27 protein-coding genes, 1 tRNA gene and 1 riboswitch are annotated in these 26,579 nt (G+C 54.9%); of the genes, 17 read left to right on the forward strand and 11 right to left on the reverse strand.

Translation table 11 applies throughout. The features are described from left to right. Window positions 1-2 precede the first annotated feature (2 nt). Complete coding sequence (locus AB9F26_RS15370; protein WP_369768393.1) at window positions 3-1,376, forward strand: MATE family efflux transporter; 1,374 nt, start codon at window positions 3-5, stop codon at window positions 1,374-1,376. Between the two features lie 54 nt (window positions 1,377-1,430). Here the strand turns inward: AB9F26_RS15370 and AB9F26_RS15375 are convergent, their stop codons facing one another. Continuing rightward, window positions 1,431-2,300, reverse strand: a complete 870-nt coding sequence (locus AB9F26_RS15375; RefSeq protein WP_369768394.1) for a branched-chain amino acid aminotransferase — start codon at window positions 2,298-2,300, stop codon at window positions 1,431-1,433. Between the two features lie 176 nt (window positions 2,301-2,476). Here AB9F26_RS15375 and AB9F26_RS15380 point away from each other — a divergent pair, with 176 nt between their 5' ends. The 6 genes from AB9F26_RS15380 to dxs are packed head-to-tail and all read left to right on the forward strand — an operon-like array spanning window position 2,477 to window position 7,700. Beyond that, window positions 2,477-2,983 carry a MarR family winged helix-turn-helix transcriptional regulator gene (locus AB9F26_RS15380; RefSeq protein WP_039003244.1) on the forward strand — a complete coding sequence of 169 codons (507 nt, stop codon included), beginning with the start codon at window positions 2,477-2,479 and terminating at the stop codon, window positions 2,981-2,983. Further along, window positions 2,980-3,684, forward strand: a complete 705-nt coding sequence (locus AB9F26_RS15385; RefSeq protein WP_039003243.1) for a response regulator — start codon at window positions 2,980-2,982, stop codon at window positions 3,682-3,684. Before AB9F26_RS15380 ends, AB9F26_RS15385 begins: the two co-directional genes overlap by 4 nt. 22 nt (window positions 3,685-3,706) lie before the next feature. Further along, entirely contained in the window at window positions 3,707-4,642 is a 936-nt protein-coding gene (locus AB9F26_RS15390; protein WP_369768395.1) for a histone deacetylase family protein, read from the forward strand. Further along, window positions 4,639-4,881 (forward strand): exodeoxyribonuclease VII small subunit, encoded by a 243-nt coding sequence (locus tag AB9F26_RS15395; protein WP_335586135.1) that lies wholly within the window; start codon window positions 4,639-4,641, stop codon window positions 4,879-4,881. Before AB9F26_RS15390 ends, AB9F26_RS15395 begins: the two co-directional genes overlap by 4 nt. A 3-nt stretch (window positions 4,882-4,884) precedes the next feature. Continuing rightward, a complete protein-coding gene (locus AB9F26_RS15400) occupies window positions 4,885-5,754 on the forward strand; it encodes a polyprenyl synthetase family protein (RefSeq protein ID WP_335586136.1) in 870 nt (289 codons plus the stop codon). Window positions 5,755-5,771: 17 nt separating this feature from the next. Then, entirely contained in the window at window positions 5,772-7,700 is a 1,929-nt protein-coding gene (gene dxs, locus AB9F26_RS15405) for a 1-deoxy-D-xylulose-5-phosphate synthase (protein ID WP_369768396.1), read from the forward strand. On the opposite strand, the gene AB9F26_RS15410 is transcribed toward dxs, so the two are convergent. Further along, window positions 7,697-8,530, reverse strand: coding sequence for an SDR family oxidoreductase (locus tag AB9F26_RS15410; protein ID WP_369768409.1), 834 nt, complete (start codon window positions 8,528-8,530; stop codon window positions 7,697-7,699). The two genes, dxs and AB9F26_RS15410, sit on opposite strands and share 4 nt — an antisense overlap. Before the next feature lie 100 nt (window positions 8,531-8,630). On the opposite strand from AB9F26_RS15410, the gene ade reads away from it, so the two are divergent. From ade to AB9F26_RS15440, 6 genes are all read left to right on the forward strand, one after another. Continuing rightward, complete coding sequence (gene ade, locus AB9F26_RS15415) at window positions 8,631-10,439, forward strand: adenine deaminase (RefSeq protein WP_369768397.1); 1,809 nt, start codon at window positions 8,631-8,633, stop codon at window positions 10,437-10,439. Then, window positions 10,436-11,920, forward strand: a complete 1,485-nt coding sequence (locus AB9F26_RS15420) for an AMP nucleosidase (RefSeq protein ID WP_039003237.1) — start codon at window positions 10,436-10,438, stop codon at window positions 11,918-11,920. The genes ade and AB9F26_RS15420 overlap by 4 nt, the downstream gene beginning before the upstream one ends. Before the next feature lie 134 nt (window positions 11,921-12,054). Then, the gene (locus tag AB9F26_RS15425) at window positions 12,055-12,342 is read left to right on the forward strand and encodes an HU family DNA-binding protein (RefSeq protein ID WP_039003236.1); all 288 of its coding nucleotides are present in this window, start codon (window positions 12,055-12,057) and stop codon (window positions 12,340-12,342) included. 110 nt (window positions 12,343-12,452) lie between these two features. Next, window positions 12,453-13,325, forward strand: coding sequence for a DMT family transporter (locus tag AB9F26_RS15430; protein WP_335586139.1), 873 nt, complete (start codon window positions 12,453-12,455; stop codon window positions 13,323-13,325). Window positions 13,326-13,397: 72 nt separating this feature from the next. Next, entirely contained in the window at window positions 13,398-14,111 is a 714-nt protein-coding gene (locus tag AB9F26_RS15435; protein ID WP_335586140.1) for a cytochrome c biogenesis CcdA family protein, read from the forward strand. A gap of 9 nt (window positions 14,112-14,120) precedes the next feature. Beyond that, a complete protein-coding gene (locus tag AB9F26_RS15440; protein ID WP_369755773.1) occupies window positions 14,121-14,528 on the forward strand; it encodes a thioredoxin family protein in 408 nt (135 codons plus the stop codon). Here AB9F26_RS15440 and aroC read toward each other — a convergent pair. Then, window positions 14,525-15,625, reverse strand: a complete 1,101-nt coding sequence (aroC, locus tag AB9F26_RS15445) for a chorismate synthase (RefSeq protein ID WP_369768398.1) — start codon at window positions 15,623-15,625, stop codon at window positions 14,525-14,527. The two genes, AB9F26_RS15440 and aroC, sit on opposite strands and share 4 nt — an antisense overlap. Window positions 15,626-15,715: 90 nt before the next feature. Next, window positions 15,716-15,813, forward strand: a riboswitch (TPP riboswitch). A 34-nt stretch (window positions 15,814-15,847) separates the two neighbouring features. Between aroC and thiB the strand changes: the two genes are divergently transcribed. From thiB to AB9F26_RS15460, 3 genes are read left to right on the forward strand one after another with little or no spacing between them, the layout of a single operon-like run. Beyond that, window positions 15,848-16,834, forward strand: a complete 987-nt coding sequence (gene thiB / locus AB9F26_RS15450) for a thiamine ABC transporter substrate binding subunit (protein ID WP_369768400.1) — start codon at window positions 15,848-15,850, stop codon at window positions 16,832-16,834. Further along, complete coding sequence (locus tag AB9F26_RS15455) at window positions 16,810-18,387, forward strand: thiamine/thiamine pyrophosphate ABC transporter permease ThiP (protein WP_369768402.1); 1,578 nt, start codon at window positions 16,810-16,812, stop codon at window positions 18,385-18,387. The genes thiB and AB9F26_RS15455 overlap by 25 nt, the downstream gene beginning before the upstream one ends. Further along, window positions 18,374-19,069: an ATP-binding cassette domain-containing protein gene (locus tag AB9F26_RS15460; protein WP_369768403.1), complete on the forward strand. Its 696-nt coding sequence runs from the start codon at window positions 18,374-18,376 to the stop codon at window positions 19,067-19,069. The genes AB9F26_RS15455 and AB9F26_RS15460 overlap by 14 nt, the downstream gene beginning before the upstream one ends. A gap of 61 nt (window positions 19,070-19,130) precedes the next feature. Here the strand turns inward: AB9F26_RS15460 and AB9F26_RS15465 are convergent, their stop codons facing one another. The 8 genes from AB9F26_RS15465 to dapF form a co-directional block, all read right to left on the reverse strand. Beyond that, entirely contained in the window at window positions 19,131-19,913 is a 783-nt protein-coding gene (locus AB9F26_RS15465) for a cytochrome c1 (RefSeq protein ID WP_369755768.1), read from the reverse strand. 17 nt (window positions 19,914-19,930) lie between these two features. Beyond that, on the reverse strand, window positions 19,931-21,262 hold the full coding sequence (petB, locus tag AB9F26_RS15470; protein WP_335586147.1) for a cytochrome b: 1,332 nt from the start codon (window positions 21,260-21,262) through the stop codon (window positions 19,931-19,933). A 10-nt stretch (window positions 21,263-21,272) separates the two neighbouring features. Beyond that, window positions 21,273-21,854, reverse strand: coding sequence for a ubiquinol-cytochrome c reductase iron-sulfur subunit (petA, locus tag AB9F26_RS15475; protein ID WP_335586148.1), 582 nt, complete (start codon window positions 21,852-21,854; stop codon window positions 21,273-21,275). A gap of 170 nt (window positions 21,855-22,024) precedes the next feature. Further along, window positions 22,025-22,633, reverse strand: a complete 609-nt coding sequence (locus AB9F26_RS15480) for a glutathione S-transferase (RefSeq protein WP_369755765.1) — start codon at window positions 22,631-22,633, stop codon at window positions 22,025-22,027. Window positions 22,634-22,651: 18 nt separating this feature from the next. Beyond that, window positions 22,652-23,272, reverse strand: coding sequence for an FMN-binding negative transcriptional regulator (locus AB9F26_RS15485; protein WP_335586150.1), 621 nt, complete (start codon window positions 23,270-23,272; stop codon window positions 22,652-22,654). Window positions 23,273-23,350: 78 nt separating this feature from the next. Further along, window positions 23,351-23,977 (reverse strand): glutathione S-transferase, encoded by a 627-nt coding sequence (locus tag AB9F26_RS15490; RefSeq protein WP_369755763.1) that lies wholly within the window; start codon window positions 23,975-23,977, stop codon window positions 23,351-23,353. Continuing rightward, window positions 23,974-25,242: a tRNA (N(6)-L-threonylcarbamoyladenosine(37)-C(2))-methylthiotransferase MtaB gene (gene mtaB, locus AB9F26_RS15495; protein ID WP_369768404.1), complete on the reverse strand. Its 1,269-nt coding sequence runs from the start codon at window positions 25,240-25,242 to the stop codon at window positions 23,974-23,976. Before mtaB ends, AB9F26_RS15490 begins: the two co-directional genes overlap by 4 nt. Further along, window positions 25,239-26,060: a diaminopimelate epimerase gene (gene dapF / locus AB9F26_RS15500; protein WP_369768405.1), complete on the reverse strand. Its 822-nt coding sequence runs from the start codon at window positions 26,058-26,060 to the stop codon at window positions 25,239-25,241. Before dapF ends, mtaB begins: the two co-directional genes overlap by 4 nt. Before the next feature lie 126 nt (window positions 26,061-26,186). On the opposite strand from dapF, the gene AB9F26_RS15505 reads away from it, so the two are divergent. Beyond that, a tRNA-Lys gene (locus AB9F26_RS15505) sits at window positions 26,187-26,262 on the forward strand. The last annotated feature ends 317 nt before the right edge of the window (window positions 26,263-26,579 follow it).

Raw genomic sequence — 26,579 nt, forward strand, 5'->3', positions numbered from 1 at the left:
TTATGACGTCCATTATTCATGTAAAGAACCCGTTTTTGACCGACCCACTTGGAGTTGTTTTCGCCCGTACTGCATTTCCAATTATCCTCGTGATGGTCATCAACGGATCCTTTGCCACGATTGATGCGTATTTTCTCGGGCGCTATGTTGGGGCCGAAGCTTTAACAGCGGTAACGTTGATGTTTCCGATTTTCATGTTTGTTGTTGCTCTTTCAACTCTTGTGGCAGCAGGTTTTTCCAGCGTTCTAGCGCGCCAATTGGGCGCCGGTGACACGTTCGAAGCGGGTCGCAGTTACGTGCAGGCTTCGCTCCTCACAACGTTGTTTTGCGCTTTATTAGTGACTGTTTTTCTAGTGTTCGGTCTGAATTTGGTCGCTTGGGCTGCGAATGGTTCTGCGGAGCTAGCACGCCATGGGTACACGTATATTTCCCTCTCGATCTATTGGTCACCCTTGGTGTTTTTCCTGTCTATTAATACGGATTCCTTACGGGCGGAGGGGCGTATGGCGGCGATGGCGTTAATTTCTGTCCTGTCCGCATTGCTCAATATTCTGTTCGATTACATCTTTGTTGCAGAGCTTGAGATGGGCGTCGCGGGGTCTGCATGGGGATCAATTGTGGCTCAAATGCTGGCGATTGCCGCGATTTTCGCCTATCGAGCGAAGGTCGGCTGGAGTTTTGAAGTTTCGCGCCATAGCTTTACTCCCTCCCCCCAATTATGGCGCACGTTTCTGGCTTTGGGTGCGCCAGCAAGCCTCGGTTATATCGGCTTTGCGCTTAGTGCCGGAATCACGATTCTCTTGCTGCAAATTTGGTCCGTCGATTACCAAGCCATCGCGGGTGCGTATGGTATTTCGACACGGGTCATGACGTTTGTGTTTATGCCAATTTTGGGATTGTCGTTTGCCACCCAGACGATTGTGGGAAACAATTTCGGGGCTGGGAAGCCGGAACGTTCGCGGGCTGCGCTTCGAGTGGCGATGATCTGTGCAGGGGTCTATTGCGCAGGGTTTCAGGCGTGTTTGTATCTGTTTCGTTCAGAAATCGGTGAAATATTTGTGACTGATGCTGCAACAGTTCACGAGTTTGCACGCATTCTGCCGTTCGCAACGCTCACGCTATTTCTTTTTGGGCCACAGATGATGGTGGGAATGTATTTTCAAGCCATCGGGGACGCGCGGCGTGCAGCACTTCTCAACCTTTCGCGCACGTATATTTTCGGAATTCCGCTATTGGTTCTCATGCCGAGCTTGGTTGGGGAAATTGGGATTTGGATATCTGGCGCTGTTGCCGAGGTTTTTGTCCTTCTGTTGACGCTTGTGGTTTTAAAGCGAACAGGGGTGTTAAAAGGCTCTAATACGATGAAATTCGCATAAAAAAATGGCGCCCGATCAGTCGGACGCCGAATTCTTATTGTCACACAGTTTAGCTTAAACGCGGACGAGTTTTTCGTAGCTTTCCGAAATATCACGTGCAAGTGCACCGACTTCGAAATTGTAGGCGCCAATTTGCCCCACGGGCGTTACTTCCGCCGCAGTACCTGTGAGCCAGCATTGCTCAAAGCGTTCGAGCTCTTCCACAGTGATGTGACGCTCATGAACCTTGATGCCTTTTTCGCCCAGCATTGTGATGACTGTTTGGCGGGTCAATCCGTTGAGGAAGCAATCAGGCAAGGGTGTGTGAACTTCGCCGTCTTTGACAAAGAAAAGATTGGCGCCGGTCGCTTCGGCAACATAGCCGCGGTAATCGAACATCATCGCATCGGAGCAGCCTTTGGCTTCGGCGGCGTGTTTTGACATTGTGCAGATCATATAAAGGCCGGCTGCTTTTGCGAAGCAAGGGATTGTTTCCGGGCTTGGACGCTTCCATTTGGAGATGTCCAGTTTCGCACCTTTATATTTTGCGTCACCGTAGTAGTTGCCCCATTCCCACGCCGCGATTGCTAGGCGCACAGGATTGCGCGCGGAGGCGACACCCATATCCGGACCTGCGCCGCGCCAAGCGATCGCGCGCACATATGCGTCAGTGAGGCCGTTGGCTTTCATCGTTTCGTATTTTGCGGTTTCGATTTCTTCAACGGTGAAGGGAATTTCGAAATCGATATATTCAGCGGATTTGCGCAGGCGAACCGAGTGATCCATGCTGCGGAAAATCTTGCCGTTATAGGCACGCTCGCCCTCGAATACGGAGGACGCATAATGCAAACCATGGGTCAAAAGGTGGACTTTTGCGTCGCGCCATTCGACAAGTTTTCCGTCCATCCAGATTTTTCCGTCGCGGTCATCATATCCAGTGGTCATTTGGTCTCTCCTCGAATTTTGCCGTGCTGCGCGGCTGATTTTTCATAAGTTGCGCAAGTAATGACCGTTTCGGACATATTATTGCGTAAAAACTGATCTTTGCTACTATTTGATTCTTGGAAAGTCAACAAGGCTGACATAAAATCGAACTGAATAGCATTCGCAAGGAGATCGATATGGCCGATGGTTCGACAGCTCAAGGCGGAGAAAGCCTTTTGTTTCTGACAGATGAGCATTTGCGCAAAGGGATTGAAGCGATGTTCTTTGCCTATCGTGGATTTACGGCCGATCCAGATCGGATTTTGGCGAACTACGCGTACGGTCGCGCGCACCATCGTGCGGTTCATTTCATTCATCGAAGTCCGGGAACCACAGTAAATAATCTATTATTGGTTCTTGGGGTCACGAAACAGTCTCTAAATCGTGTCTTGCGGACTTTGATCGAAGACGGTTTGGTTGAAAGCCGTATAGGAAAGAAAGATAAGCGGGAACGGCATTTGTTTCTGACCGAAAGCGGTGAGGTCCTCGAGGCGGATCTTTCTGATGCACAGCGTGCCCGTATGCGGACGGCGTTTCGCGCAGCGGGGCCCGAGGCCGTATCGGGGTTTAGGCAAGTTTTGGAAGCAATGATGGACCCGGACCAGCGGCGCCAGTATAAGAATTTCAAGGAGAGCGGTTCATGAGCGATGCAAACGAAGCCCACCTATTAATTGTCGATGACGATGAGCGCATCCGTGGTCTGCTTCAAAAGTTTCTCATTCGGAACGGTTTTTGGGTGACGGCTGCGCGGGACGCCGTGCATGCGCGTCGCATCTTATCCGGGCTTGAGTTTGATTTAATCGTGTTGGATGTCATGATGCCGGGCGAGGACGGGATCAGCCTGACGCGTAGTTTGCGCGAAACGATTACCACACCGATCTTACTCCTGACCGCTAAAGGCGAGACAGAAGACCGGATTGCAGGGCTTGAGGCCGGAGCGGATGATTATCTTGCCAAACCGTTTGAGCCCAAAGAGTTACTCTTGCGGATTAACGCGATTTTGCGGCGGATTCCTGCGGCGATTGATGCGCAAAATGGGCCGAAGATAATCACCTTGGGTGCGCTGCGATACGACGTGAGTCGTGCGGAATTGGCGCGAGGCGATGCCCCAATCCGGCTAACGGCAACTGAGAGTGCATTGATGAAAATTTTCACCGCCAACATGGGCGAGGCGCTTTCGCGAGGGCAGCTTGTTGAGGACCTTGGACGCGACAAGGGGCAGGCGCAAGAACGCGCCGTGGATGTGCAAATCACCCGCCTGCGTCGCAAAATTGAGGCCGATCCCAAGCAGCCGCGCTATCTTCAAACCGTTCGGGGCGCAGGCTATATGCTGGGAAGCGATTGACCCTCTAAAACAGGAGTTCGTTTTGACGACTGCTCTTCTCACCCATGCCGATTGCCTTCTGCACGAAACGCCCCAGGGCCACCCCGAACAAATCGCACGTTTGGAGCGGGTCCTTGAGGCGCTTTCGGATGCAAAATTCGACCCTATTCTGCGCAAAAAGGCCCCTTTGGTGGCGGATGATGATTTGCTCAGGGTGCATCCGAAATCGCATATCATGGATATTCGGGATTCAGCACCCGATGCTGGAATCGCCCAAATCGAGGGCGATACATATATGTCGGCGGGCTCGGTTGCCGCCGCATATCGCGCGGCGGGGGCCTGTGTGCGGGCCGTCGATTTGGTGCTGTCGGGCGAGGTTCAAAATGCTTTCGCCGCCGTGCGTCCGCCCGGTCATCACGCGGAACGCGAAACGCCGATGGGGTTTTGCCTGTTTGGTTCAGTTGCCGTTGCGGCCAAATATGCGGTGGAAGTTCATGGGCTCAAGCGTGTCGCGATCATTGATTTCGACGTGCACCACGGAAATGGCACCCAAGACCTCATAGAGGGGGATTCGCGCATTGCCTTTGCCTCGTCCCATCAGATGCCACTGTTCCCTGGAACAGGGGCGGCCGATGAAACGGGTTCCGTGAACAATGTGATGAACGTCCCCCTTGCGGAAGGGTCTGGTGGGGTCGAAATGCGCAGGGTCTATTCCGAGAAAATTCTCCCATATATGGCTCTATTCCGTCCTGAATTGATCCTTGTCTCCGCAGGTTTCGACGCGCATCGCGCCGATCCATTGGCAGGGCTCAATTGGGAAACCGACGATTTTAGATGGCTCACGGAAAAGATTTGTGATTTGGCGGACCAAACCTGTTCGGGACGGGTGGTCTCGTCTCTCGAAGGCGGGTATGATTTGGAGGCGTTGGCCGAAGCGACGGCCGCGCATGTGGAAATTTTGATGGAGCGCGGCGCATGAGCGACACCCCAGTGAGCGAAATGAGTTTTGAACAGGCGATGGCCGAGCTTGAAGCAGTGGTTGGACAATTGGACAACGGCCAAGTGGCGTTGGACGAGTCGATCAAGCTGTATGAACGCGGTGCCAAACTCAAAGAACACTGTGACGCTAAGCTTAAAGAAGCTGAAGAAAAAGTCGCCGCCATTAAGTTGGGCGAGGGCGGTGTCCCGATTGGTACGACGCCGGTTGAAGGTCTCTAACACATGTTTGAAAACGCTTTGGCGCAGGCCGCAGACGAGGTTTCGGCCTGTCTTACCCAAACGCTTGCGCGATACCCCAACGTCCCGTTGACCGACGCAATGCGTTACGCGGTGACGGGTGGAAAGCGGCTTCGGGCGTTTTTGGTGATCGAAGGTGCACGGTTATACGGTGTCTATCCACGGCAATCTATTTGGGCCGCCGCGGCAGTGGAGTCACTGCACGCATACTCGCTGGTGCACGATGATTTGCCTTGCATGGACAACGATGATTTGCGCCGTGGCCTGCCCACCGTCCACGTGAAATGGGACGAGGCGACCGCCGTTTTGGTCGGCGATGCCTTACAGACCCTCGCGTTTGACCTGCTTGCCCGCAAGGAATGCGCGCCCAAGGCTTCGACACGTATTGAGCTTATCCAAACAATGGCGCGGGCCTCTGGTGGGCAAGGGATGGTGCTGGGGCAAATGCAAGACATAGCATCAGAAACGGCTCTAACGCCGCTGAACTTGGACCAAATTACCGAGCTTCAGGCAAATAAAACCGGCGCGCTTATTCAGTGGTCCGCTATGGCGGGGCCGATCCTTGCGGGGCAGGATGTGGGGCCTCTGCGTCACTATGCCAATGCGCTCGGCCTTGCGTTTCAAATCGCAGATGACATCATGGATGTTGAAGGCGACGCGCAAAAAGCTGGGAAACGCCTGAACAAAGACACCGAGGCCGGAAAGGCAACGTTTGTCTCGCTTTTGGGGATGGATGAGGCGAAAAAACGCGCATCTGACCTGATTGATGAGGCCGAATCCGCCCTTGCACCCTTCGGCGACAATGCACAGAACTTGCGCGAAGCCGCGCGTTTCGTTATTGCACGCGAAAGTTAAGCCCGTAGGAGGGCCGCATGAGCCAAAGACCAGTCACGCCTATTCTTGATCGCATTTCGGCCCCCGCCGACATGAAAGCCCTCAGTGACCCTGAGCTGACTCAACTTGCGAACGAGTTGCGCGCAGAGACGATCTCAGCTGTCTCCGTCACAGGAGGCCATCTTGGGGCGGGTCTAGGCGTTGTTGAACTGACAACCGCGATCCATGCCGTTTTCGATACGCCCAAGGACCGTTTGATCTGGGACGTGGGCCACCAGTGTTACCCCCATAAGATTCTCACGGGTCGCCGTGATCGCATTCGGACTTTGCGCCAAAAAGGCGGTCTGTCGGGCTTCACTAAGCGCAGCGAAAGCCCGTACGATCCCTTCGGTGCGGCGCATTCAAGCACGTCGATTTCGGCAGCGTTGGGATTTGCTGTGGCGCGCGATTTGGGCGGCGCCCCTGAGCACGGCATCGGCGACGCAATCGCGGTGATTGGCGATGGGTCCATGAGCGCGGGCATGGCCTATGAGGCCATGAACAATGCGGGTCACTTGAAAAAACGCATGTTCGTCATTTTGAACGATAATGAAATGTCGATTGCGCCCCCCGTTGGTGCGATGTCGAGCTACTTAAGCTCCCTTTACGCGGGCGCACCGTTTCAAGAATTGAAAGCGGCTGCGCGTGGGGCGGTGAGCCTGTTGCCGCATCCCTTCCAAGAAGGGGCCAAACGCGCCAAGGAAATGGTCAAACACATGACCGTAGGCGGCACGCTTTTTGAGGAACTTGGCTTTTCCTATGTCGGTCCGATTGATGGCCATGACATGGACGCGCTATTGGCGGTTTTACGGACAGTGAAATCCCGTGCGACGGGGCCGATGCTCATTCACGTGCTGACGAAAAAAGGCAAAGGGTACGCCCCTGCCGAAAGCGCCCGCGACAAGGGGCATGCGACTGCGAAATTCGACGTTTTGACGGGCGAGCAGAAAAAAGTGCCTTCGAATGCTCCAAGCTATACCAATATTTTTGCGAAGGCATTGCTCGCCGAGGCAGCAAAAGACGACAAAATCGCGGCAGTGACGGCCGCGATGCCGGACGGTACGGGCCTAAACCTCTTCGCCGAACGCTATCCTAGCCGTTGTTTTGACGTCGGAATTGCCGAGCAACATGGCGTTACATTTGCCGCTGCCCTTGCTGCCGGTGGGATAAAGCCCTTCTGTGCGATATATTCCACTTTCCTGCAACGCGGCTATGATCAGGTGGTTCATGACGTGGCAATCCAGCGCCTTCCGGTCCGGTTCGCGATTGATCGCGCGGGCCTAGTTGGGGCTGATGGCGCGACCCACGCTGGTAGCTTTGACATCGCTTTTCTGGCCAACCTTCCCGATTTTGTCGTGATGGCCGCCGCAGATGAGGCGGAACTAGTGCATATGGTCGCGACCGCCGCCAGCATTAATGACCGCCCCAGTGCCTTCCGCTTTCCACGCGGCGAAGGCGTGGGCGTTGACCTTCCCGAACGGGGTATTCCGCTTGAAATCGGTAAGGGGCGCATGATCCAAGAAGGCGCACGGGTTGCGATCCTTTCGTTTGGGACACGTCTGTCAGAAGTCGAAAAAGCCGCAGAGAAACTTGCCGCGCGGGGTATCACCCCAACGATTGCTGATGCGCGCTTTGCGAAACCGTTGGATCGCGAATTGATCCTTCGCCTCGCACGCGACCACGAAGCGCTAATCACAATCGAAGAGGGGGCAATCGGTGGTTTTGGAAGCCATGTGGCTCAATTGCTGGCCGAAGAGGGCGTTTTTGACACGGGACTTAAGTTCCGGTCAATGGTGCTGCCGGACACGTTTATCGACCATGCAAATCCAGTTGATATGTATGCGGATGCGGCGATGAACAGCGAGCATATTGAAGCAAAAGTTCTGGATGTGCTGTGCGTGGCACAGATTTCAAGTCAACGTGCTTAATCTTCCTCTAATAAGGCGCGTAGGCCCGATTGATAGTCGGGAAACAACAGATTTACGCCTAATTCGACTCTGATTTTGTCGTTTCGAACCCGTTTTGACTCTGCATAAAAGCTTCGCGCCATCGGTAACATTTCTGCGGTATCAAAATCAATTGCGGGTGGGATTGGCGCGCCAAGAAGTTCGGCGGCAAAGCCGATCACGTCCTCGGGCGGCGCAGGGAAATCATCACAGACGTTATAAATTGCCCCCGGATTGGGGTGCGCCACGCTTGCCGCCAAAACTTGCGCAATGTCCGCGACATGGGTCCGCGAAAAGACCTGATTTTTCTTGATAATTCTGCGTGCCGTTCCATTGCGGACTTTCGCAAAGGGTCCGCGTCCGGGGCCGTAAATCCCTGCAAGGCGAAATATATGAAGTGGCAGTCCCGTTGATTTTGCCAGTTTTTGCCACTGAGATTCTGCCAAGACGCGCATTTCGCCGCGTTTAGTTGAGGGGGTGAGGGGGGTAGCCTCGTCAACCCAACCGCCGTCATGGTTGCCATAAACGCCCGTTGTCGAAAGATACCCAACCCATTCAAGGTGCGGTGCAGCGCGGGCGATTTCATCGCCAAGTGCATTGAGGACAACGTCACCATTCTCATCCGGCGCAATCGACACTAACACGTGCGTTGCAGTTTCTAATGCGAGGGAAATCGACGTTCCCGGCCATGCTATGGTCTGGTTGCCACCCGCACGACTTGTGCCTGTGATTTGCCATAGATCAGGGTCTAATAGGGCACCAAATGCCTGTGCGCTGTAGCCGTGGCCGAAGGATAAGAGGTGTTTTTTCATCGGGATAGGATGCGAAATCTCGCTTCGGGCCGCAAGCGAGAAACGCCATTGTCGCATTTTCTTCACTTGCACATACCCGAAATCTAGGAACAAATGACCTATGGAAAATAGCCCCCTTAAAACTTGGCCCGAAAGTGCAGCCCGACTGGTTGCTGTCGCGGCCGGAAGAGAAGCCGCAGACCTCGTCATTCGCAATGGCAAATGGGTCAATGTTCACACGCGCGAAGTGCTTGAAGGTTATGATTTAGCCATCGCGGACGGGCGCTTTGCCTATTGTGGGCCTGACGCGCAACATTGCATTGGTCCAGACACGGAGATCATTGACGCCGAAGGCGCGTTTATGATCCCCGGTCTGTGCGACGCGCATATGCACATCGAGAGCGGCATGTTGACGCCCGCTGAATTTACCCGTGCCGTTGTGCCCCATGGTACGACGTCGATGTTCACGGATCCCCATGAAATCGCCAATGTCCTTGGGCTTGAGGGCGTGCGTTTGATGCATGATGAGGCTCTATTGCAGCCCATTAACGTGTTTACCCAGATGCCAAGCTGTGCGCCTTCGGCACCGGGGTTGGAGACGACGGGTTTTGAAATTACGCCAGAGGATGTGGTTGAGGCGATGAACTGGCCCGGAATTATCGGCCTTGGCGAGATGATGAACTTCCCTGGTGTGGTCAATGGCGATCCAAAAATGCTGGCCGAAATCGCCGCCACCCAGAATGCGAATAAAACGGTTGGTGGCCACTATGCCAGCCCCGATTTAGGCCCTGCCTTTCATGCCTATGCGGCGGGTGGTCCAGCGGATGATCACGAGGGAACCTGTGAGGCCGATGCGATTGCGCGCGTGCGACAAGGGATGCGCCACATGATGCGGCTTGGCTCCGCTTGGTATGACGTTGAAAGCCAAATTACTGCCGTGACCGAAAAAGGCCTCGACCCGCGCAGCTTTATTCTGTGCACCGATGACTGCCATTCAGGGACGTTGGTAAATGAGGGCCACATGAACCGTGTGGTGCGCCACGCGATTGCTTGTGGATGTGACCCTGTAATTGCGCTGCAAATGGCGACGATCAATACAGCCACGCATTTCGGTTTGGAGCGAGAATTAGGCTCTATTGCACCAGGAAGGCGCGCCGATGTGATCCTCACGAGCGATTTGACAACTCTACCGATTGACCGCGTGATTGCGCGTGGCGTGACCGTGGCACAGGATGGAGAGATCAAGGTCGATTGCCCCCATCTTGAGTGGCCCACACATGCGCGGCAAACTGTGAACCTTGGTCGTGACCGTGTGGCTGAAGATTTCGAAATCAAAGCGCCCGAAGGGGCAAATGCAGTGATTGTTAAAGTCATTGGCGTGGTTGAAAATCAAGCACCGACAAAGGCTCTAACACGGGATCTTTTGGTGGTTGATGGCTTGATCGAAGGGGATCAAGCACAAGATGTTTGCCAGATTGCTTTGGTCGAACGTCATTTGGGCACCGGCGGCGTGACCAATGCCTTTGTTTCCGGATTCCAATATCAAGGCCGCATGGCTATTGCTTCGACTGTTGCGCATGATAGCCACCATATGATTGTCGTTGGAACGGACCGCGCAAATATGGCAGCAGCGGCAAACCGTTTGGGCGAAGTCGGCGGCGGCGTGACAGTGTTTCAGGACGGTAAGGAGCTGGCTTTGGTCGAACTTCCGATTGCTGGGCTTATGTCGGATTTACCTGCCAAAGTTGTGGCGGCGAAGGCTGACAAATTGGTCGAAGCGATGTTGGACTGTGGTTGCACCCTGAACAATGCGTATATGCAGCATTCCTTGCTGGCGTTGGTTGTGATCCCCGAGTTACGGATCAGCGACCTAGGCCTTGTGGATGTAACAAAATTCGAACTGACCGATTTGATTGAGGATAAAGAATGAGAACCGAAGACTTAAATTTACCAGTCCACACACCACCGACAGCTCGGCCCGAAAACTTTGACTCGGCGGAGGCAGCGGTCGCACGTCTTACAGAACTCTACCAAGAAGCCTCCAGCTTTTTGTGCGAAAAATTTAGCTCTAAAGTTTTGGGCCCGCGCCCCGATGCAAAATACCGCGCCTTTTACCCGGAGATTAGAATCACAACGACCAGTTTTGCGCTTTCCGACAGCCGTTTGTCCTTTGGCTATGTCGCCGAACCTGGAACCTATGCCGCGACAATCACACGACCGGATTTGTTCAAAGGCTATCTGACTGAGCAAATCGGACTGCTCCTCCGCAACCACAACGTGCCTGTATCTGTGGGTATCTCGACGACTCCGATGCCGGTGCATTTTGCCGTCGCCAATGATGAGGATGTGACAGTACCCCAAGATGGTGCGATGAGATTCCCCCTGCGCGATGTGTTTGACGTTCCCAATTTGGCTACAACAAACGACGATATCGTCAACGGGTTCAACACGGTTTCGAGTGATGGCACGGGCCCCTTGGCCCCCTTTACCGCGCAACGTGTCGATTATTCATTGGCGCGCCTTCAACACTATACCGCAACTCGGGCCGAGCATTTCCAGAACTTCGTCTTGTTTACCAACTATCAGTTCTATGTTGAGGAATTTGAGGCCTATGCCCGCAAGGTCTTGGCCGACAAGTCCTCTGGGTACACTTCCTTTGTGTCCACGGGCAATGTTGTGATTACTGATCCGCACACGCCGATCATCCCGCCCGAAAAGTCCCCACAGATGCCGACCTACCACCTGAAACGCAAAGATGGTTCGGGCATTACTTTGGTCAATATCGGCGTCGGGCCGAGTAATGCTAAAACTGCCACCGATCATATCGCGGTGCTGCGTCCTCATGCGTGGCTCATGGTGGGACATTGCGCGGGGCTTCGGAATTCGCAGAGCCTTGGCGACTTCGTTCTCGCGCACGGATATCTACGCGAAGATCACGTTTTGGACGATGATCTTCCACCTTGGGTGCCGATTCCCGCCCTCGCCGAAATTCAAATCGCCCTTGAGGATGCGGTCGAATCTGTGACCCAACTAAAGGGGTATGATTTGAAGCGGATTATGCGGACAGGAACGGTCGCCACGATCGACAACCGGAATTGGGAATTGCGCGACCAATCCGGTCCTGTTCAACGGCTCTCACAGTCTCGCGCTGTGGCGCTGGATATGGAAAGTGCGACCATTGCGGCCAACGGTTTTCGCTTCCGTGTCCCCTATGGAACGCTGCTCTGTGTCTCGGATAAACCCCTCCACGGTGAACTCAAACTCCCCGGTATGGCGAGCGATTTTTACAAGACTCAGGTGGCCAGACATCTCCAAATCGGGATACAGGCCATGGAGAGTCTGCGCTCGCAACCTTTGGAGAAAATCCATTCTCGCAAGCTCAGAAGCTTCGATGAAACGGCATTTTTGTAAATTACCGTCGTTTTTTTGAAAAAAACTTAGAAAAAGTGTCTTTTTTCGACACTAATCGTTGTGTAGTTCAACAATATTCAGTTAAATGCCGACGATGAGGCCCAATATCAAGGGCAGAACAAGGAGACCATAAAATGGCAAAACCAATGACCAAGACCCAACTTGTAGCTGCACTCGCAGAGGAAATGGGCTCAGACAAAAAATCCGCAGGCGGCGCACTTGATGCCGTAATCGCGATTATTACACGCGAAGTTTCTGCTGGTGGTTCCGTGACACTTCCAGGCGTTGGCAAAATCTATTGCCGCGAGCGTCCTGAGCGTACAGTTCGCAACCCAGCAACTGGCGAGCAAATTCAAAAAGAAGCTGATAAAGTTGTCAAAATGACAATTGCAAAAGCGCTTAAAGATAGCGTGAACGGCTAAGCTGTTTTAAACGGATGTGCTGCCCTTGTGGCGGCGCAGAAATTGTTTAGGGTCGCCTTTTGGCGGCCCTTTTCTATTGGCTTCACGAAATTTCCAAAAAGGGGACGCAGATGGACTTTCGGTCTTTGTTGATGGGGCTTGTTTTTGCCTTCGCATGGAGTTCCGCCTTTACATCGGCGCGGATCATTGTTGCCGACGCGCCGCCCTTGGCCTCCCTCTCGTTTCGGTTTTTCATCTCGGGAATCTTGGGTGTTTTGATCGCCCGCGCGATGGGGCAAACGTGGCACCTCACCCGCACACAATGGAAATCGACATTTGTTTTCGGTCTCTGCCAAAATGCGCTCTACCTCGGGCTGTTCTTTATGGCGATGCAGCGCATTGAGGCCTCGTTTGCGTCGATCATTGCCTCGACAATGCCGCTTCTTGTGGCCTTCGCAGGTTGGGTATTTCTGTCTGAACGCCTCCCCAAACAGGCGGTGGTGGGTCTCGCCGCGGGCTTTGTCGGCACATTCCTGATTCTCGGAACGCGTTTAAGTGGTGGCGTTGATCTGATCGGAGTCGCCTATTGTATCGTTGGTGTGCTCGGCCTTACGATCGCCACGCTCTCGATGCGCGGCGCGTCATCGGGCGGCAATGTGATGATGATCGTGGGCTTGCAAATGTTTGTCGGAGCGATTGTTTTGGCGATTGCCTCCGTTGTGATTGGCGAAGACATGTCGGTGAATTTCTCGCCTAAACTGATTGCCGCGTTTTCCTATACTGTTCTTGTGCCGGGCCTGATGGCCACGGTCATTTGGTTCAAACTGGTGGATCGCATTGGCATGACCCGCGCGGCTACATTCCACTTTCTCAATCCGTTCCTAGGGGCGGCGGTGGCGGCCGTTATGCTGGGCGAAACTTTGGGCATGTGGGACATCATCGGCGTGGTGATAATTTCTCTTGGCATTCTTGCGGTTCAACTCGCGCGCCAAAAACCAATCTAACGAAGCTTCACAAACGCGCGACCCTTACCGCGCGCGCCTGACAGGGCGTTTGAAACCTGCTAGCTCCGAAATATGGAATTAGTTTTTGGATATCTGGCGGGACTTCTAACGTTGATCAACCCCTGCGTTTTGCCGGTATTGCCGATTGTCTTGGCGACGGCCCTTCAGGCGAGTCCACGCGGCCCGCTGGCCCTTGCTGCGGGCATGTCGCTGACCTTTGTTATCCTTGGCGTGGCGCTTTCCACCATCGGCCTTGCGGTGGGGATATTGCCAGAGGATGTCGCCCGTATCGGCGCGGTGTTGATGGTGGTCTTTGGCATAGTTCTACTGGTGCCCAAGCTCGGCGATAAATTCAGCCGCGCGACATCCGGCCTTTCACAGAAAGCAGATCAAAACATTGACGGCTTAAATCGCGAGTCGCTTTGGGGACAGTTCTGGGGCGGGGCACTGTTGGGCGCGGTCTGGAGTCCCTGTGTTGGACCCACCTTGGGCGGCGCGATTGCGCTTGCCACCCAAGGAGAGAGCCTCGTTTGGGCCACGCTGATTATGGTGAGTTTTGCCCTCGGAGTCTCGACAGTGATCCTGTTATTGGCCTATGGCGCGCGCGCGACTTTGCTCAAGCGGCAGGCTCTAATGCGCCGAATTGCGGCAAAGTCGCGCGTCATTATGGGGATCACCTTTATCCTCGTGGGCACTGCAATCTACTTTCAACTTCACATCATTCTCGAGCGCTGGGCGTTGCAAAACCTTCCTGCGTGGCTCGTTGATTTTTCCGTTTCAATCTAGGAGGTCCCAATGGACAGACGACATTTTCTTGCCTTCACTGCCGCCTTGGCAACGCTTCCCCTAAGCGCCCAAGCGAATTCTGGTTCGGTGGCTTATACGCCCGGATTGGTCGACAAAGCCCTCGCCGAAGGGAAAACTGTTTTCATCGATTTCGCCACGGATTGGTGCACCACCTGCGCGGCGCAGAACCGCGTAATTCAAAAGTTACGAGCGGAAAATCCGGCCTATGATGCGGGTCTATTGTTCGTGTATTTTGATTGGGATCAATATTCAAAAGACGAATTAGCTCGCCGCCTGAAAATTCCACGCCGGTCTGTTTTGGTTGTTCTAAAAGGCGACGCAGAAATTGGCCGCGTCACCCTTGGCACCAGCGAGGAAGAAATCAAAGCTCTGTTGGATGCGGGAATCGCAGCCTAGCCGATCTTCCCTTGGTTCGTGCCGACTTGCCCACGGTGAAGCAAAAAATGGTCCAAAATCACGCAGGCCATCATTGCTTCGCCCACGGGAACGGCGCGAATGCCGACACAGGGGTCGTGGCGGCCTTTGGTGATAATTTCGGTATCTTCGCCTGCTTTAGACACTGTTTTGCGGGTCGTGAGGATCGAGGATGTTGGTTTGACCGCAAAGCGCACCACGAGGTCTTGGCCTGTGCTAATCCCGCCCAGAATGCCGCCCGCGTGGTTTGAAGTATATTCCGGTCCGTTCGAACCCATACGAATTTCGTCGGCGTTTTCTTCGCCCGTCAGTACTGCAGCATGCATGCCCTCGCCAATTTCAACGCCTTTTACCGCGTTAATACTCATCATCGCTGCGGCCAAATCAGTGTCTAACTTGGCATAAACCGGCGCGCCGAGGCCTGCGGGCGCGCCCTGCGCCACAACCTCAACAATCGCTCCGATGGAACTTCCAGATTTGCGTAACCCGTCCAAGTAGGCGGCCCAGTCCTTGGCCGATATCGCGTCGGGTGTCCAAAAGGGGTTTTGATCGATTTGATCCCAGTCAAAATTTTCGCGGTCAATGGAATGCGGTCCCATTTGCACCATGAAACCCTTGATCTTGAGGTCGGGTAAAAGCGTAGCAAGAACCGCGCGCGCAATCCCGCCTGCGGCTACACGTGCCGCCGTTTCGCGAGCCGAGCTGCGCCCGCCGCCACGATGATCGCGAATGCCGTATTTTTGATAATAGGTAATGTCCGCATGACCGGGGCGGAATTTCTCGACAATATCGCCGTAATCTTTGCTGCGTTGATCGGTGTTTTCGATCATCAATTGAATGGGCGTGCCAGTGGTTTTCCCCTCAAAAACACCCGAGAGAATCCGAACTTCATCTGCTTCGCGCCGCTGGGTCGTGTATTTATTCTGACCGGGTTTGCGCAGGTCGAGCCATTTTTGCAGCATCGCCTCGTTGATTTCTACATTGGGCGGGCAGCCGTCAACCGTCGCCCCAAGGGCAGGTCCGTGGCTTTCACCCCAAGTTGTGACGCGAAAGAGGTGTCCAAAACTGTTCATCGACATATGCGGCTCCTTTGCTCTGATCTGTACATGTCCCCTGCGTTTGGCTCAAGTGGATATGCCTTGCACCCCTGCAATCAGATCAATAGATGTGGTCCTACCTCGGGGGGCCTTAGCGGCTGAGATACGAAAGTGGACCCGTTGAACCTGAACCGATTAAGATCGGCGGAGGGAAGGTCTGGGATTCTCCCCCTTCATCCGCCCGTCGCATGATGGAGAATACGAATGAAATATTCCATGATTGCAGCGGGTATCGTTTTGGCCAGCGCGGCCACGGCGGATACCCAAGAGCTGACAGTTTATACCTACGATAGTTTTGTGTCTGATTGGGGGCCGGGTCCGGCGATCGAGACGGCGTTTGAAGCGCAATGTGAGTGCGATTTGAAGCTCGTGGGCGCGGGCGATGGCGCGGCCCTTTTGGCACGCGTTCGTCTTGAAGGCGTGCGCACAAAAGCTGACATTGTCCTTGGATTAGACACGAATTTGACGGCGGCTGCGGCGGAAACGGGTCTCTTTGCGTTGCACGGGCAAGAGGGCGTCGCGTTTGACTTACCAATCGAGTGGGAAGACACAATGTTCATCCCCTATGATTGGGGCTATTTCGCGTTTATCTATGACAATACAAAGATCTCCACCCCTCCTGCAAACTTTAAAGAGCTGGCAGCAAGCGATCTGAAAATCGTCATCCAAGACCCGCGCAGTTCCACACCGGGCCTTGGTCTTTTGATGTGGGTGAAAGCGGCCTATGGCGACGAAGCTCCCGCCATTTGGGAAGCGCTTTCGGACAATATCATCACCGTGACCAAAGGCTGGTCCGAGGCCTATGGCATGTTCCTTGAGGGCGAAGCCGATATGGTTTTGTCCTATACAACCAGCCCCGCCTATCATTTGATCGCGGAAGAGGACGCCAGCAAAAGTGCCGCGCCTTTTGTAGAGGGGCACTATTTGCAAGTGGAGGTCGCGGCCAAGGTCGCGCATACTGATCACTCCGATTTGGCCGATGAATTTTTGGCGTTTATGGTGAGCGATGCGTTTCAGTCAATCATTCCGACAACCAATTGGATGTACCCCGCGGTGACGCCGGATGACGGTTTGCCTGAGGGGTTTGAAACTTTGACCATCCCAACAGAGGCGCTGCTTTTTGCAGCGGGGGATGCGCAGGCTGAACGGGACGGAGCGCTTGAGGAATGGCGTCTCTCTCTGTCAAAATAAAGCGCCAACGCGGCATAGGGTTCTGGGTGGGGGCGGCGGTGGCTGCTCTCATTCTATTCTTGTGCTTTGGCACCGTTGGCATTGTCGCGTGGCGAGCAGAAGCCGGCAGCACGATCAACGAGGCAGACATTTCCGCTCTGGCATTTACGGTCAAACAGGCGCTTCTCTCGGCGTTTTTTAGCGTCATTTTGGCAATCCCCGTAGCGCGAGCCTTGGCGCGGCGTTCGTTCGTTGGGCGGCGGGTGCTGATCACGCTGCTTGGGGCGCCTTTCGTGCTTCCGGTTATTGTTGCCGTTCTGGGGTTGTTGGCAGTTTTTGGGCGCTCGGGAATTGTGAGTTGGTTTTTAGGGCAATTCGGAATCGCACCGATCCATATTTACGGTTTGCACGGCGTGGTTCTTGCGCATGTGTTCTTTAATCTGCCGCTTGCTGTGCGTCTGATCCTGCAAGGCTGGTTGGCGATCCCGTCGGAACAATTTCGGCTCGCGGCGTCCCTTGGATGTAATGCGCGAGATCGTAGACGACTTCTTGAATATCCAATGCTCGCGGAGGTTGTTCCTGGGGCCTTCGCGATCATTTTCCTCATCTGCACAACGAGTTTCGCGGTCGCGCTTGCTATCGGGGGCGGGCCAAAATCAACGACGGTTGAGCTCGCGATTTATCATGCCTTCCGCTTTGATTTCGACCTGAGCAAAGCCGCGCTTCTTGCGCTTTTGCAAGTTGCTTTGTCGGGCTGCGCGGCTCTATTGGCTTGGCGTTTGGCGCGGGCCGCATCCGTGGGCGGGGGATTTGATCGCGTGGTGAATCACTATGCGACAGGGGGGTCGCATGTGGGGGATAGTGTCTGGCTTTTGTTGACATCTCTCTTTTTGGGGCTGCCGCTGGCGATGATTGTGATTGATGGGGTGCCACGGATTATTTCGCTGCCGCTTTCGGTGTGGCAGGCTGCTGGGCGTTCTCTTTTGGTGTCGATGGCGACCACGGGTCTGACCGTTTTGTTTGGGCTTTCACTGGCGTTTTGGGTGACACGTTTGCGGGGGACGGCGCGTGGTTTGGGGGAGGCTATTGGCTATCTGACGGTCGCGGTTTCGCCACTGGTTATGGGGGCGGGATTGTTCATTGTGATCTTTGAATTTGCGAGTCCGCAGGAGTGGGCGTTGCCGATTACGGCACTGGTGAATTCCATCGTTGCGTTGCCGTTTGCGATGCGGGTTTTCTTACCAGCGGTCGAGGCCTGTGACGCGCGATTTGGGGCTTTGGCACAGAGTCTTGACCTGAAGGGATTTGCACGTTTCCGATTGCTGGAAGCGCCGCGTTTGGCGCGTCCGATTGGCTTTGTCGCAGGGCTGGCCGCAGCGCTTTCGATGGGGGATTTGGGCGTGGTTGCGCTGTTTGCGGACCCTGCGCGCGCGACACTGCCTTTGGCGCTTTATGACTTGATGGGGGCCTACCGTATGGCCGATGCGGCGGGGGCTGCGCTGTTGTTGATGCTGCTTTCGTTGGGTGTTTTTTATCTGTTTGACCGAGGAGGGCGTACCGATGCTCCGCTTTGACAATGTGACCCTAATGCAGGGGAGTTTCGCCTTAAAGGCCGATTTTGAGATCGAAACTGGCGATCATGTTGCGGTGATCGGGCCTTCGGGCGCGGGGAAGTCGACGCTGATTTCTGCGGTCGCTGGTTTCCTTGCGCCAACGACGGGAAAGATCCTTTGGCAGGGGCAGGATTTGGCCTCATTAGGGCCGGGTGCGCGCCCCATGAGTATCTTGTTTCAGGACAACAACCTGTTTCCGCATCTCACCGTTGCCCAGAATGTGGGGCTTGGACTTCGGCCTGATTTGCATCTGTCCAAGGAAGAGAGTGCGCGGGTTGCAGAGGCGTTGGAACAAGTAGGGTTGGAGGGGAAAGCCGAGAGCAAACCGGCGGAACTTTCGGGGGGGCAAATGGCGCGTGTGGCGATCGCGCGGATGGTGCTGCGGGCCCGTCCTTTGATGCTGTTGGATGAACCTTTTTCGGCGCTGGGACCCGCGCTTAAACGCGAGATGTTGCAGCTTGTGAGTGACGTTGCCAACGACACGGGGGCGACACTTTTGATGATCACCCACGACCCCGAAGATGCCCGCCGGATCGCGCAGAAAACGGTGCTGGTGGCGGGGGGCAATGCGTTGCCACCGATGGACACGCAGGACGCGTTGGATGATCCGCCTGCGGAGCTTGCGGCCTATCTTGGGGTCTAGATTTTAAAAAAAGCGCCCTTCGAAAAGGACGCTTTTTAAACTTTTTAAACTTTGAAACAGCCTAGTGTTTGCGTTTATGCGGCGCCCAGATCTTTTTGTTGACCAGATACAGCAGCACGGACAGAAGCAAAAGCATCAGCACGGCGACGAAGCCAGCCTGCTTGCGAGCCATCATTTTTGGCTCTGCTGTCCACATCAAGAAGGCCGCAACATCTTCGGCTTCGTGGTGGATTTCGTTGCTGTGACCGTCGTCGAAATCAACGTCTTCACCGGCAAGGGGCGGAGCCATCGCAATCCAGCCACCAGGGAAGGCGGTGTTTTCGTAGAACGTCGATCCGGCTTCTTCTTTTTCTTCACCTGTGTAGCTGGTGAGGAGAGCGGCGATGTATTCTGGTCCGCCGATGCCTTGAATAAGTTGGTTGATCCCTGTGCCATATGGACCGTGGAACGCGGCGCGTTTTTTGGCCATGAGCGAGAGATCAGGGGCGTTTTCAAGACCCGAAGCGGGGAAGTGATCGGAGGGTTTGGCTTCGCGGAAGTCATCCAACTCAGGGTCGAACACTTCGAACTGAGAGGAATAGGCGCGAACTTGGTCTTCGGGAAGTTCAGGTCCGCCTGCGTCCCCTAGGGTGCGCAAAGGGACATATTGCAAGCCGTGGCAGGCCGAACAAACTTCAGTGTAAACCTTGAGGCCCCGTTGAAGTTGGTTTTGGTCATATTTGCCAAAGGGCCCTTCGAAGGAGAAATCCGCATCATGGATGCTGGCTTCGTCGCCCGACGCGAAAGCCGAGCCTGCTGTCAAAATGACAGCAGTCAGGGCGGAAAGGGTGAGTTTCTTGATCATTGTTCTCTGATCCTTTCTCACTTCGCCGCGGATGCGTCGGACGCATCTTTGGGATAGTGGGCGTTGAAATCGTCTTCGATGGTGTCGGGCAATGGGAGCGGTTTCTCGATCACGCCAAGGAGCGGCAGGATGATGAGGAAATACGCGAACCAATATGTGGCACCGATGAGCGAGATCCAATCGTGCGGGAACTCGGTATCGCGGGCACCAACCCACATCAGGACCATGAAGTCGAGCGCGAGGAGGGCGAACCACCACTTGAACATCGGGCGATATTTGCCGGAGCGCACGCTGGATGTATCGAGCCAAGGGGCCAGAGCCATCACAAAAATCGCGCCGAACATTGCGATAACACCAAAGAACTTCGCGTCAACAATGCCGCCTGTGAGGGCAGAGGTCAGTTGAACAGCCCAAACATCCGCCGTGAAGGCCCGCAGGATCGCGTAGAAGGGCAGGTAGTACCATTCAGGAACGATGTGCGCAGGTGTCACAAGGGGGTTTGCAGGGATGTAGTTGTCTGGGTGGCCAAGGTAGTTTGGCATGAACCCAACAACCGCAAAGAACACAGTTAGGACAACGGCGAGAGCAAAGAAGTCTTTGATCACGAAGTAGGGCCAGAAGGGAAGCGTATCTGCTTCAGCTTCTTTTTTGGAACCGCGACGAACTTCAACACCGGTTGGGTTGTTGTTGCCAGTCGTGTGAAACGCCCAGATGTGAACGATGACAAGGCCAGCAATCACGAAGGGGAGCAAGAAGTGCAGCGAGAAGAAGCGGTTCAGCGTTGCATTGTCAACCGCAGGCCCGCCAAGGAGCCATGTTTGCAAGGCTTCGCCCACGAAGGGGATCGCACCAAACAGGCCGGTGATAACAGTCGCGCCCCAGAAGGACATTTGGCCCCAAGGAAGAACGTAGCCAAGGAAACCCGTCGCCATCATCATCAGATAGATGAGCATGCCGATGATCCATGTGATCTCGCGTGGGGATTTGTATGAACCGTAGTAAAGGCCACGGAAGATATGCAAATACACAGCGATAAAGAAGAGCGACGCGCCGTTTGCGTGGATGTAACGCAGCATATGGCCGCCGTTCACGTTGCGCATGATGTGCTCAACGCTTGAGAAAGCGAGGTCAACGTGGGGCGTGTAGTGCATTGCCAAAATGATGCCGGTGATGATTTGCAGCACCAGACAGAAGGCCAAAACGATGCCCCAGATCCACATCCAGTTCAGGTTTTTGGGTGTGGGGATCATGATGGTGCCGTAAAGCAAGCCAACGATTGGCAGACGTTCGTCTAGCCATTTTTCAAAGCCCGTCTTGGGCTCGTAATGATCGTGCGGAATTCCTGACATTACGTTTTCCCTATCCGAGTTGAATTGTTGTTTCGTCCGCGAAGACAGCGATTGGAACCGGAAGGTTCTCGGGGGCTGGACCTTTGCGGATGCGACCGGCTGTATCGTAGTGGCTGCCGTGACATGGGCAGAACCAGCCGTCAAAATCACCTGCGCCGTCGCCCAAAGGCACACAGCCAAGGTGCGTACAAACGCCCATCATCACGAGCCATGCGCCGGCTTCGTCCAAGGTGCGGTTCGCGTCATCTGCGTTATTCAGATCCGAGAGGGGGCCGACATCAAGGATGTTGGCGTTGCGTGCGTGGTTATCCACAAGATCGGCCGTATCGCCTGCACGCCCTTCTTCGATTTCAGTCTCGGTACGGTGACGGATGAAAACGGGCTTACCGCGCCATTTTACTGTCAGCTGCGTACCAACTTCGACCTCTGAAATATCAACACGAATTGAGGCTAGGGCTTGGACATCTGCGCTGGGATTCATCTGATTGACTAGCGGCCAGACGGCGGCACCAGTCGCAACTGCTGCTGTACCTGCTGTCGCATAGTACAGGAAATCCCGGCGTGTGCCTTCGTGATCTTCTGCGTGGGACACGAGTATCTCTCCATTTTTTAGCTTAGGTAGCTAGAAACGTTCGTCACCCGCATATGCGCGGGAGGCTTAAAACGGTGTTTAGCGGCCCAATTCGCTCCCGTCTAGCGGTCAATCTGGCGCAGATTGAGAGATAAATGTGGATTGTGGGGTTTTCGCCGCGAAAATCGTACCTATTTAGGGGGAATCGTTGCCGTCATTGAGTCGCGTGCGGCGAATCCTGCATACCAATCGTCCAAAAGGGGGGCCGATTGACGCCATCCTCGGTCGTCGTGGCGAAAATCGACATAGCCAAGCGCACAGGCGACGGCGATCTGCCCCATTGAGATTGGACCTTCGAGGTTTGCAATCCACCGCGCCTCAAGGGCGGCAATGGCGTTCGCGATTTTGTGCCACTGGGCCTCGATATAGTCGTGGAATTGTTTGTCGACGGGGCGGAGGCGCGTTTCATAGACCATCAAAATGGCTGCGTCCAAAATTCCGTCTGCGGTGGCCTCAAGGGTCAAAATATCCCAACGCGAATTGTCGTTGCCATAAAGGCCGCTCTTGGCGCGGGCATCCAGATACTGACAAATCACACGGCTATCGTACAGGGTTGCGCCGTCTGGCCGTGCAAGGGCGGGGACTTTGCTGAGCGGATTTTGCGCGGCGTATCCTTTGGCCGGGGCGAGGGGCGTTCCATGCGTCGGGACCAGTTGCACGTCATTAAGTCGCCCAGTTTCATGCAGCAGGACCATAACTTTGCGAACGTAGGGCGAGGTCGGACTATAAAAAAGTTCCATGTAAAATTCCTTTGAATATTAGTCGTTGGAGCCGAGCATCAGCGCCGCAAGGGTATTGGTTTCATGCCCCAAGTTATGGGCCTTGGTCATTTTTGCCGCCGCGTGTCGCGCACCAGTGGGTTTATTTTGCCCGAGTTTCCATGTCCCGTCGATGTTTTCGATGGTCATTCGGCAGGGGACAATCATTCGCATCATCTTTTCAAGGGGGTCGGGCGACATTTTATCTGCCTTCCACGGCGTTTTGGGGAGCAGGCGGGCTTCGTTTGCAGCGGAGAGGCGATCAAGGTGGGCGCGTAGCTCTGTCGCTTCTAACTTTTCGAGTGTGCCACGCAGGTGGACGGATATATAGTTCCACGTGGGAACTTGTTCGTCGATCTCGTACCAATCGGGGGAGATGTAACTGTCTGGTCCCGCGACGGAAACCACAGCCTGTGCGGGATTAGAAAGCGCGCGGGCGATGGGATTGGAGCGCACCAGATGCATCTCGACGGTTTTACCATCGTCGGAAATTAAAAACGGGATATGCGCCAATAAGGGGCCGTCTTCGCCATTGATCGCAAGGGTGCCAAACCCGCGCTCACGGGCGAACCCGAGGTTTTGCTCAAGGCTGGCGTCGTGGAAAATGGGATTCGGGTGCATTCTGCGTCCTTTGTCGATTTTGGGCCAGTGTCACCTCAAAATACAGTCGGTCGCAAGTTGGATTTACGCAGAGCCGGTTTATGGGAAGTCGATACCCGCCGTATCTGGCATCCAAACGGGGTGTTTCACCATAATATGGGCAAAGCGGGGCGAGGCCAGAAATGTTTCTAGCCAGCGGATCAAATCGGGCCAAGGCTGTGCGTCAAACCACGCGCGATCCACATTGGCGAATTGGCGCACGAAGGTGACAATGCCCATGTCGGCGAGTGTCGGGTGGTCGCCCAGAAGATATGGGGACTGGGTCAATCGCGTGTTTAGGTCCTGCAGGAACAGCGCGGCTTTTGTGCGCTCTTCGGTGGAATCAACGCCCTCATAGCGGGTCGCGTATTTGTAGCGATCCAGCGCGGTTTTGAAGGGGCCGTCGGAGCGCTCAATCAGGGCGAGGGCCTCCGCTTTGCCGTCGAGCCAGCCCTCGGGATCGTCTTGCGACAAGGCCCAGATCATAATGTCGAGGCTCTCGTCGACCACGCCGTTTGGCAGAATCAAAACCGGCACCGTCCCTTTGGGGGAGGCCTCAAGCATCGCCTCGGGCTTGTCGCGCAACAGGATTTCGCGGAGCTCGCAAGGGATTTGTGCCGAGGCAAGGGCGAGACGGGCGCGCATGGCATAGGGGCAGCGGCGAAAGGAATAGAGGAGGGGTTTCATGCGGTGAGTTGATTTCCCGCCACGCCAAAGATTGTCGCCTGAACGATTTGACCCTCGATTTGCGGGGTGTCAAAATGCACTTCGGTGAATTGCTCGGTGCGACCCATATGGGGGTTTTCAAGCAAAATGGAATGCGTTTTCCCGATTTGCGCCGCGAGATGCAGGGCAACCCGTTCGTCGCCAGCCTTGCGAAGACGCGCGGCGCGGGATTTGATTGCATTGCCATTCACGGCGGGCATTCGCGCGGCGGGGGTGCCTTCGCGGGCAGAATAGGGGAAGACGTGGAGCCACGTTAGATCGCAGTCCGTCACCATTTTAAGGGAGTTAGCAAACATCTCCTCGGTCTCGGTGGGGAAGCCCGCGATGATATCGGCGCCGAAGGTCATTTCCGGCCGCAGACGTTTGGCTTCTTCGCAAAAGGCAATCGCATCGTCGCGCAGATGGCGGCGCTTCATGCGTTTGAGAATCATGTCGTCGCCCGCCTGCAAGCTGAGGTGCAGATGCGGCATCAGGCGCGGTTCTGTCGCTATGGCCTGCATGAGGTTGTCATCCACTTCGATGGAATCAATCGAGCTGATCCGAAGGCGTGGCAGGTCGGGGATCAATTTCAGAATCCGCATCACCAAATCACCAAGTTTCGGCGTGGCGGGAAGATCGGCGCCCCAACTGGTAAGGTCAACGCCCGTAAGCACCACCTCGTTGTAGCCCTTTTGCACGAGGCGTTTGATTTGGTCGATCACAACACCTGCAGGCACCGAGCGCGAATTTCCGCGACCATAGGGGATGATGCAGAAGGTGCAGCGATGATCACAGCCGTTTTGGACCTGAACATAGGCGCGGCTGCGGGTGCCGAATCCGTCGATCAAATGGCCCGCGGTTTCGGTGACGGCCATGATGTCGTTGACCTGTACGGATTCGGTTTGGCCGATAAAATCGGGGGCCATCGACGCCCATGTCTCGGCCTGCATTTTTTCGGTATTGCCGATCACGATGTCGACTTCGGGCATGGCGGTAAAGGTGGCGGGTTCGGTTTGCGCCGCACAACCCGTCACGATCAATTTCGCATCAGGGTTTTCGCGGCGTAGCTTGCGGATTTCTTGGCGTGCCTTGCGCACTGCTTCCGCCGTAACTGCACAGGTGTTAATGATGACCGCGTTTTGCACGCCTGCGGCCTCAGAGAGTTCCTTCATCGCCTCGGTTTCATAGGCGTTGAGGCGACAGCCAAGGGTGGTGAATTTTGGCGTGATGAAATTTGGGATACTCATTTGACAGTTTCCAAAAACGAGCGGTTTAGGCTGGCGTCAAAGACATGCATGGTCGCGCCCGTCATCCAGACACCATCGTCGCGCCAGTCAATTTGGAGTTCGCCACCGTCGAGCACAACATCCACGCGTCGCCCCGTAAGTCCACGCCGGGCGGCGGCGACCGCACTCGCGCAGCTGCTTGAGCCAGACGCCATCGTGATGCCCACGCCACGTTCCCAGACCCGCATACGAATGCGATCAGGTGCAAGAAGCGAGATGAACTGCACGTTGGTACGCTCGGGGAAAAGGGGGTGGTGCTCAAACTTCGCGCCGAGAGTTTCCAGATCAATGGCGTCCGCGTCCTCAACGATAAAGGTGCAATGTGGATTGCCCATGCCCGTGGCGGTGGGATTGCCGTCAATGGGGAGGCTTAATGTATCAATATTTTCCGCGATCGGCACGTCGTTCCAGTTTAGGAGTGGCGCGCCCATGTTGATCCGCGTGAGGCCATTGCCCGCGTCTTCGCCGATAAGAACACCGCGCTCGGTGCGCAGAGTCACGTTTGAAGCACCAGATTCGGCCATCAAATGTCGGGCAATACACCGCGTGGCATTCCCGCAGGCCCCTGCAGTGGACCCATCAGCGTTATAAAACACCAACTCAACGTCCGAATCCTTGCTGTCGAGGATTTCAGCCAATTGATCGAATCCCACACCAAGGTGCGGATGCCCCAGTGCACGCGCCAAAGCAGGCGTCACAACATGTGCGCGCCCACGAGAATCGATCACCACGAAATCATTGCCCAGCCCGTGCATTTTCATGAAAGGAAGGGAATCCATTGGAAAAGCCTGTGTCATAAGGGCGATATAGACCCCCTGAAAAAGATTTACCAGCAATCCGACGGAAAAGTGTGAAAAGAGGCTTGACCCCAGCGCTCCACAAACTTAGAGAAGCCCGACAAGTGTGGGCCGGTAGCTCAGTTGGTAGAGCAACTGACTTTTAATCAGTAGGTCTCGGGTTCGGATCCCGACCGGCTCACCATTTTTTCTTGTCAAAATAATGGCTTATTAATTGCCTGTGTCGCCGTGAAAGCCACAGGCTTGCTCGGGGTGACGCTCAGGGTAACAAAAGCTAGTTTTTAAGGTAAGTTCCCATTCGTCGCGAATGTCGGACCATAATTGATTCGCAGCCTGTTCACGCCGATCACTCACCGCACAAAGTGCGGTTGTTATTGCATGATGAGAGAAGTGATCCAGAATGAAAAAACGAAAGAACCATTCGCCAGAGTTCAAAGCCAAGGTCGCGCTTGAAGCAATCCGCGAGGAGATGACGCTTGCGGAGTTGCCCAAGAAGTATGG

The organism is Falsihalocynthiibacter sp. BN13B15, assembly GCF_041205415.1.
In the GTDB taxonomy this organism is placed as follows: Bacteria; Pseudomonadota; Alphaproteobacteria; order Rhodobacterales; family Rhodobacteraceae; genus Falsihalocynthiibacter; species Falsihalocynthiibacter arcticus.

Bases quoted from the DNA above. Each gene is read 5' to 3' on its own strand.
- AB9F26_RS15370 (WP_369768393.1), top strand. From the start codon at position 3: ATGACGTCCATTATTCATGTAAAGAACCCGTTTTTGACCGACCCACTT.
- AB9F26_RS15375 (WP_369768394.1), bottom strand. From the start codon at position 2,300: ATGACCACTGGATATGATGACCGCGACGGAAAAATCTGGATGGACGGA.
- AB9F26_RS15380 (WP_039003244.1), top strand. From the start codon at position 2,477: ATGGCCGATGGTTCGACAGCTCAAGGCGGAGAAAGCCTTTTGTTTCTG.
- AB9F26_RS15385 (WP_039003243.1), top strand. From the start codon at position 2,980: ATGAGCGATGCAAACGAAGCCCACCTATTAATTGTCGATGACGATGAG.
- AB9F26_RS15395 (WP_335586135.1), top strand. From the start codon at position 4,639: ATGAGCGACACCCCAGTGAGCGAAATGAGTTTTGAACAGGCGATGGCC.
- AB9F26_RS15400 (WP_335586136.1), top strand. From the start codon at position 4,885: ATGTTTGAAAACGCTTTGGCGCAGGCCGCAGACGAGGTTTCGGCCTGT.
- dxs (WP_369768396.1), top strand. From the start codon at position 5,772: ATGAGCCAAAGACCAGTCACGCCTATTCTTGATCGCATTTCGGCCCCC.
- AB9F26_RS15410 (WP_369768409.1), bottom strand. From the start codon at position 8,530: ATGAAAAAACACCTCTTATCCTTCGGCCACGGCTACAGCGCACAGGCA.
- ade (WP_369768397.1), top strand. From the start codon at position 8,631: ATGGAAAATAGCCCCCTTAAAACTTGGCCCGAAAGTGCAGCCCGACTG.
- AB9F26_RS15420 (WP_039003237.1), top strand. From the start codon at position 10,436: ATGAGAACCGAAGACTTAAATTTACCAGTCCACACACCACCGACAGCT.
- AB9F26_RS15425 (WP_039003236.1), top strand. From the start codon at position 12,055: ATGGCAAAACCAATGACCAAGACCCAACTTGTAGCTGCACTCGCAGAG.
- AB9F26_RS15430 (WP_335586139.1), top strand. From the start codon at position 12,453: ATGGACTTTCGGTCTTTGTTGATGGGGCTTGTTTTTGCCTTCGCATGG.
- AB9F26_RS15435 (WP_335586140.1), top strand. From the start codon at position 13,398: ATGGAATTAGTTTTTGGATATCTGGCGGGACTTCTAACGTTGATCAAC.
- AB9F26_RS15440 (WP_369755773.1), top strand. From the start codon at position 14,121: ATGGACAGACGACATTTTCTTGCCTTCACTGCCGCCTTGGCAACGCTT.
- aroC (WP_369768398.1), bottom strand. From the start codon at position 15,625: ATGTCGATGAACAGTTTTGGACACCTCTTTCGCGTCACAACTTGGGGT.
- thiB (WP_369768400.1), top strand. From the start codon at position 15,848: ATGAAATATTCCATGATTGCAGCGGGTATCGTTTTGGCCAGCGCGGCC.
- AB9F26_RS15455 (WP_369768402.1), top strand. From the start codon at position 16,810: ATGGCGTCTCTCTCTGTCAAAATAAAGCGCCAACGCGGCATAGGGTTC.
- AB9F26_RS15460 (WP_369768403.1), top strand. From the start codon at position 18,374: ATGCTCCGCTTTGACAATGTGACCCTAATGCAGGGGAGTTTCGCCTTA.
- AB9F26_RS15465 (WP_369755768.1), bottom strand. From the start codon at position 19,913: ATGATCAAGAAACTCACCCTTTCCGCCCTGACTGCTGTCATTTTGACA.
- petB (WP_335586147.1), bottom strand. From the start codon at position 21,262: ATGTCAGGAATTCCGCACGATCATTACGAGCCCAAGACGGGCTTTGAA.
- AB9F26_RS15480 (WP_369755765.1), bottom strand. From the start codon at position 22,633: ATGGAACTTTTTTATAGTCCGACCTCGCCCTACGTTCGCAAAGTTATG.
- AB9F26_RS15485 (WP_335586150.1), bottom strand. From the start codon at position 23,272: ATGCACCCGAATCCCATTTTCCACGACGCCAGCCTTGAGCAAAACCTC.
- AB9F26_RS15490 (WP_369755763.1), bottom strand. From the start codon at position 23,977: ATGAAACCCCTCCTCTATTCCTTTCGCCGCTGCCCCTATGCCATGCGC.
- mtaB (WP_369768404.1), bottom strand. From the start codon at position 25,242: ATGAGTATCCCAAATTTCATCACGCCAAAATTCACCACCCTTGGCTGT.
- dapF (WP_369768405.1), bottom strand. From the start codon at position 26,060: ATGGATTCCCTTCCTTTCATGAAAATGCACGGGCTGGGCAATGATTTC.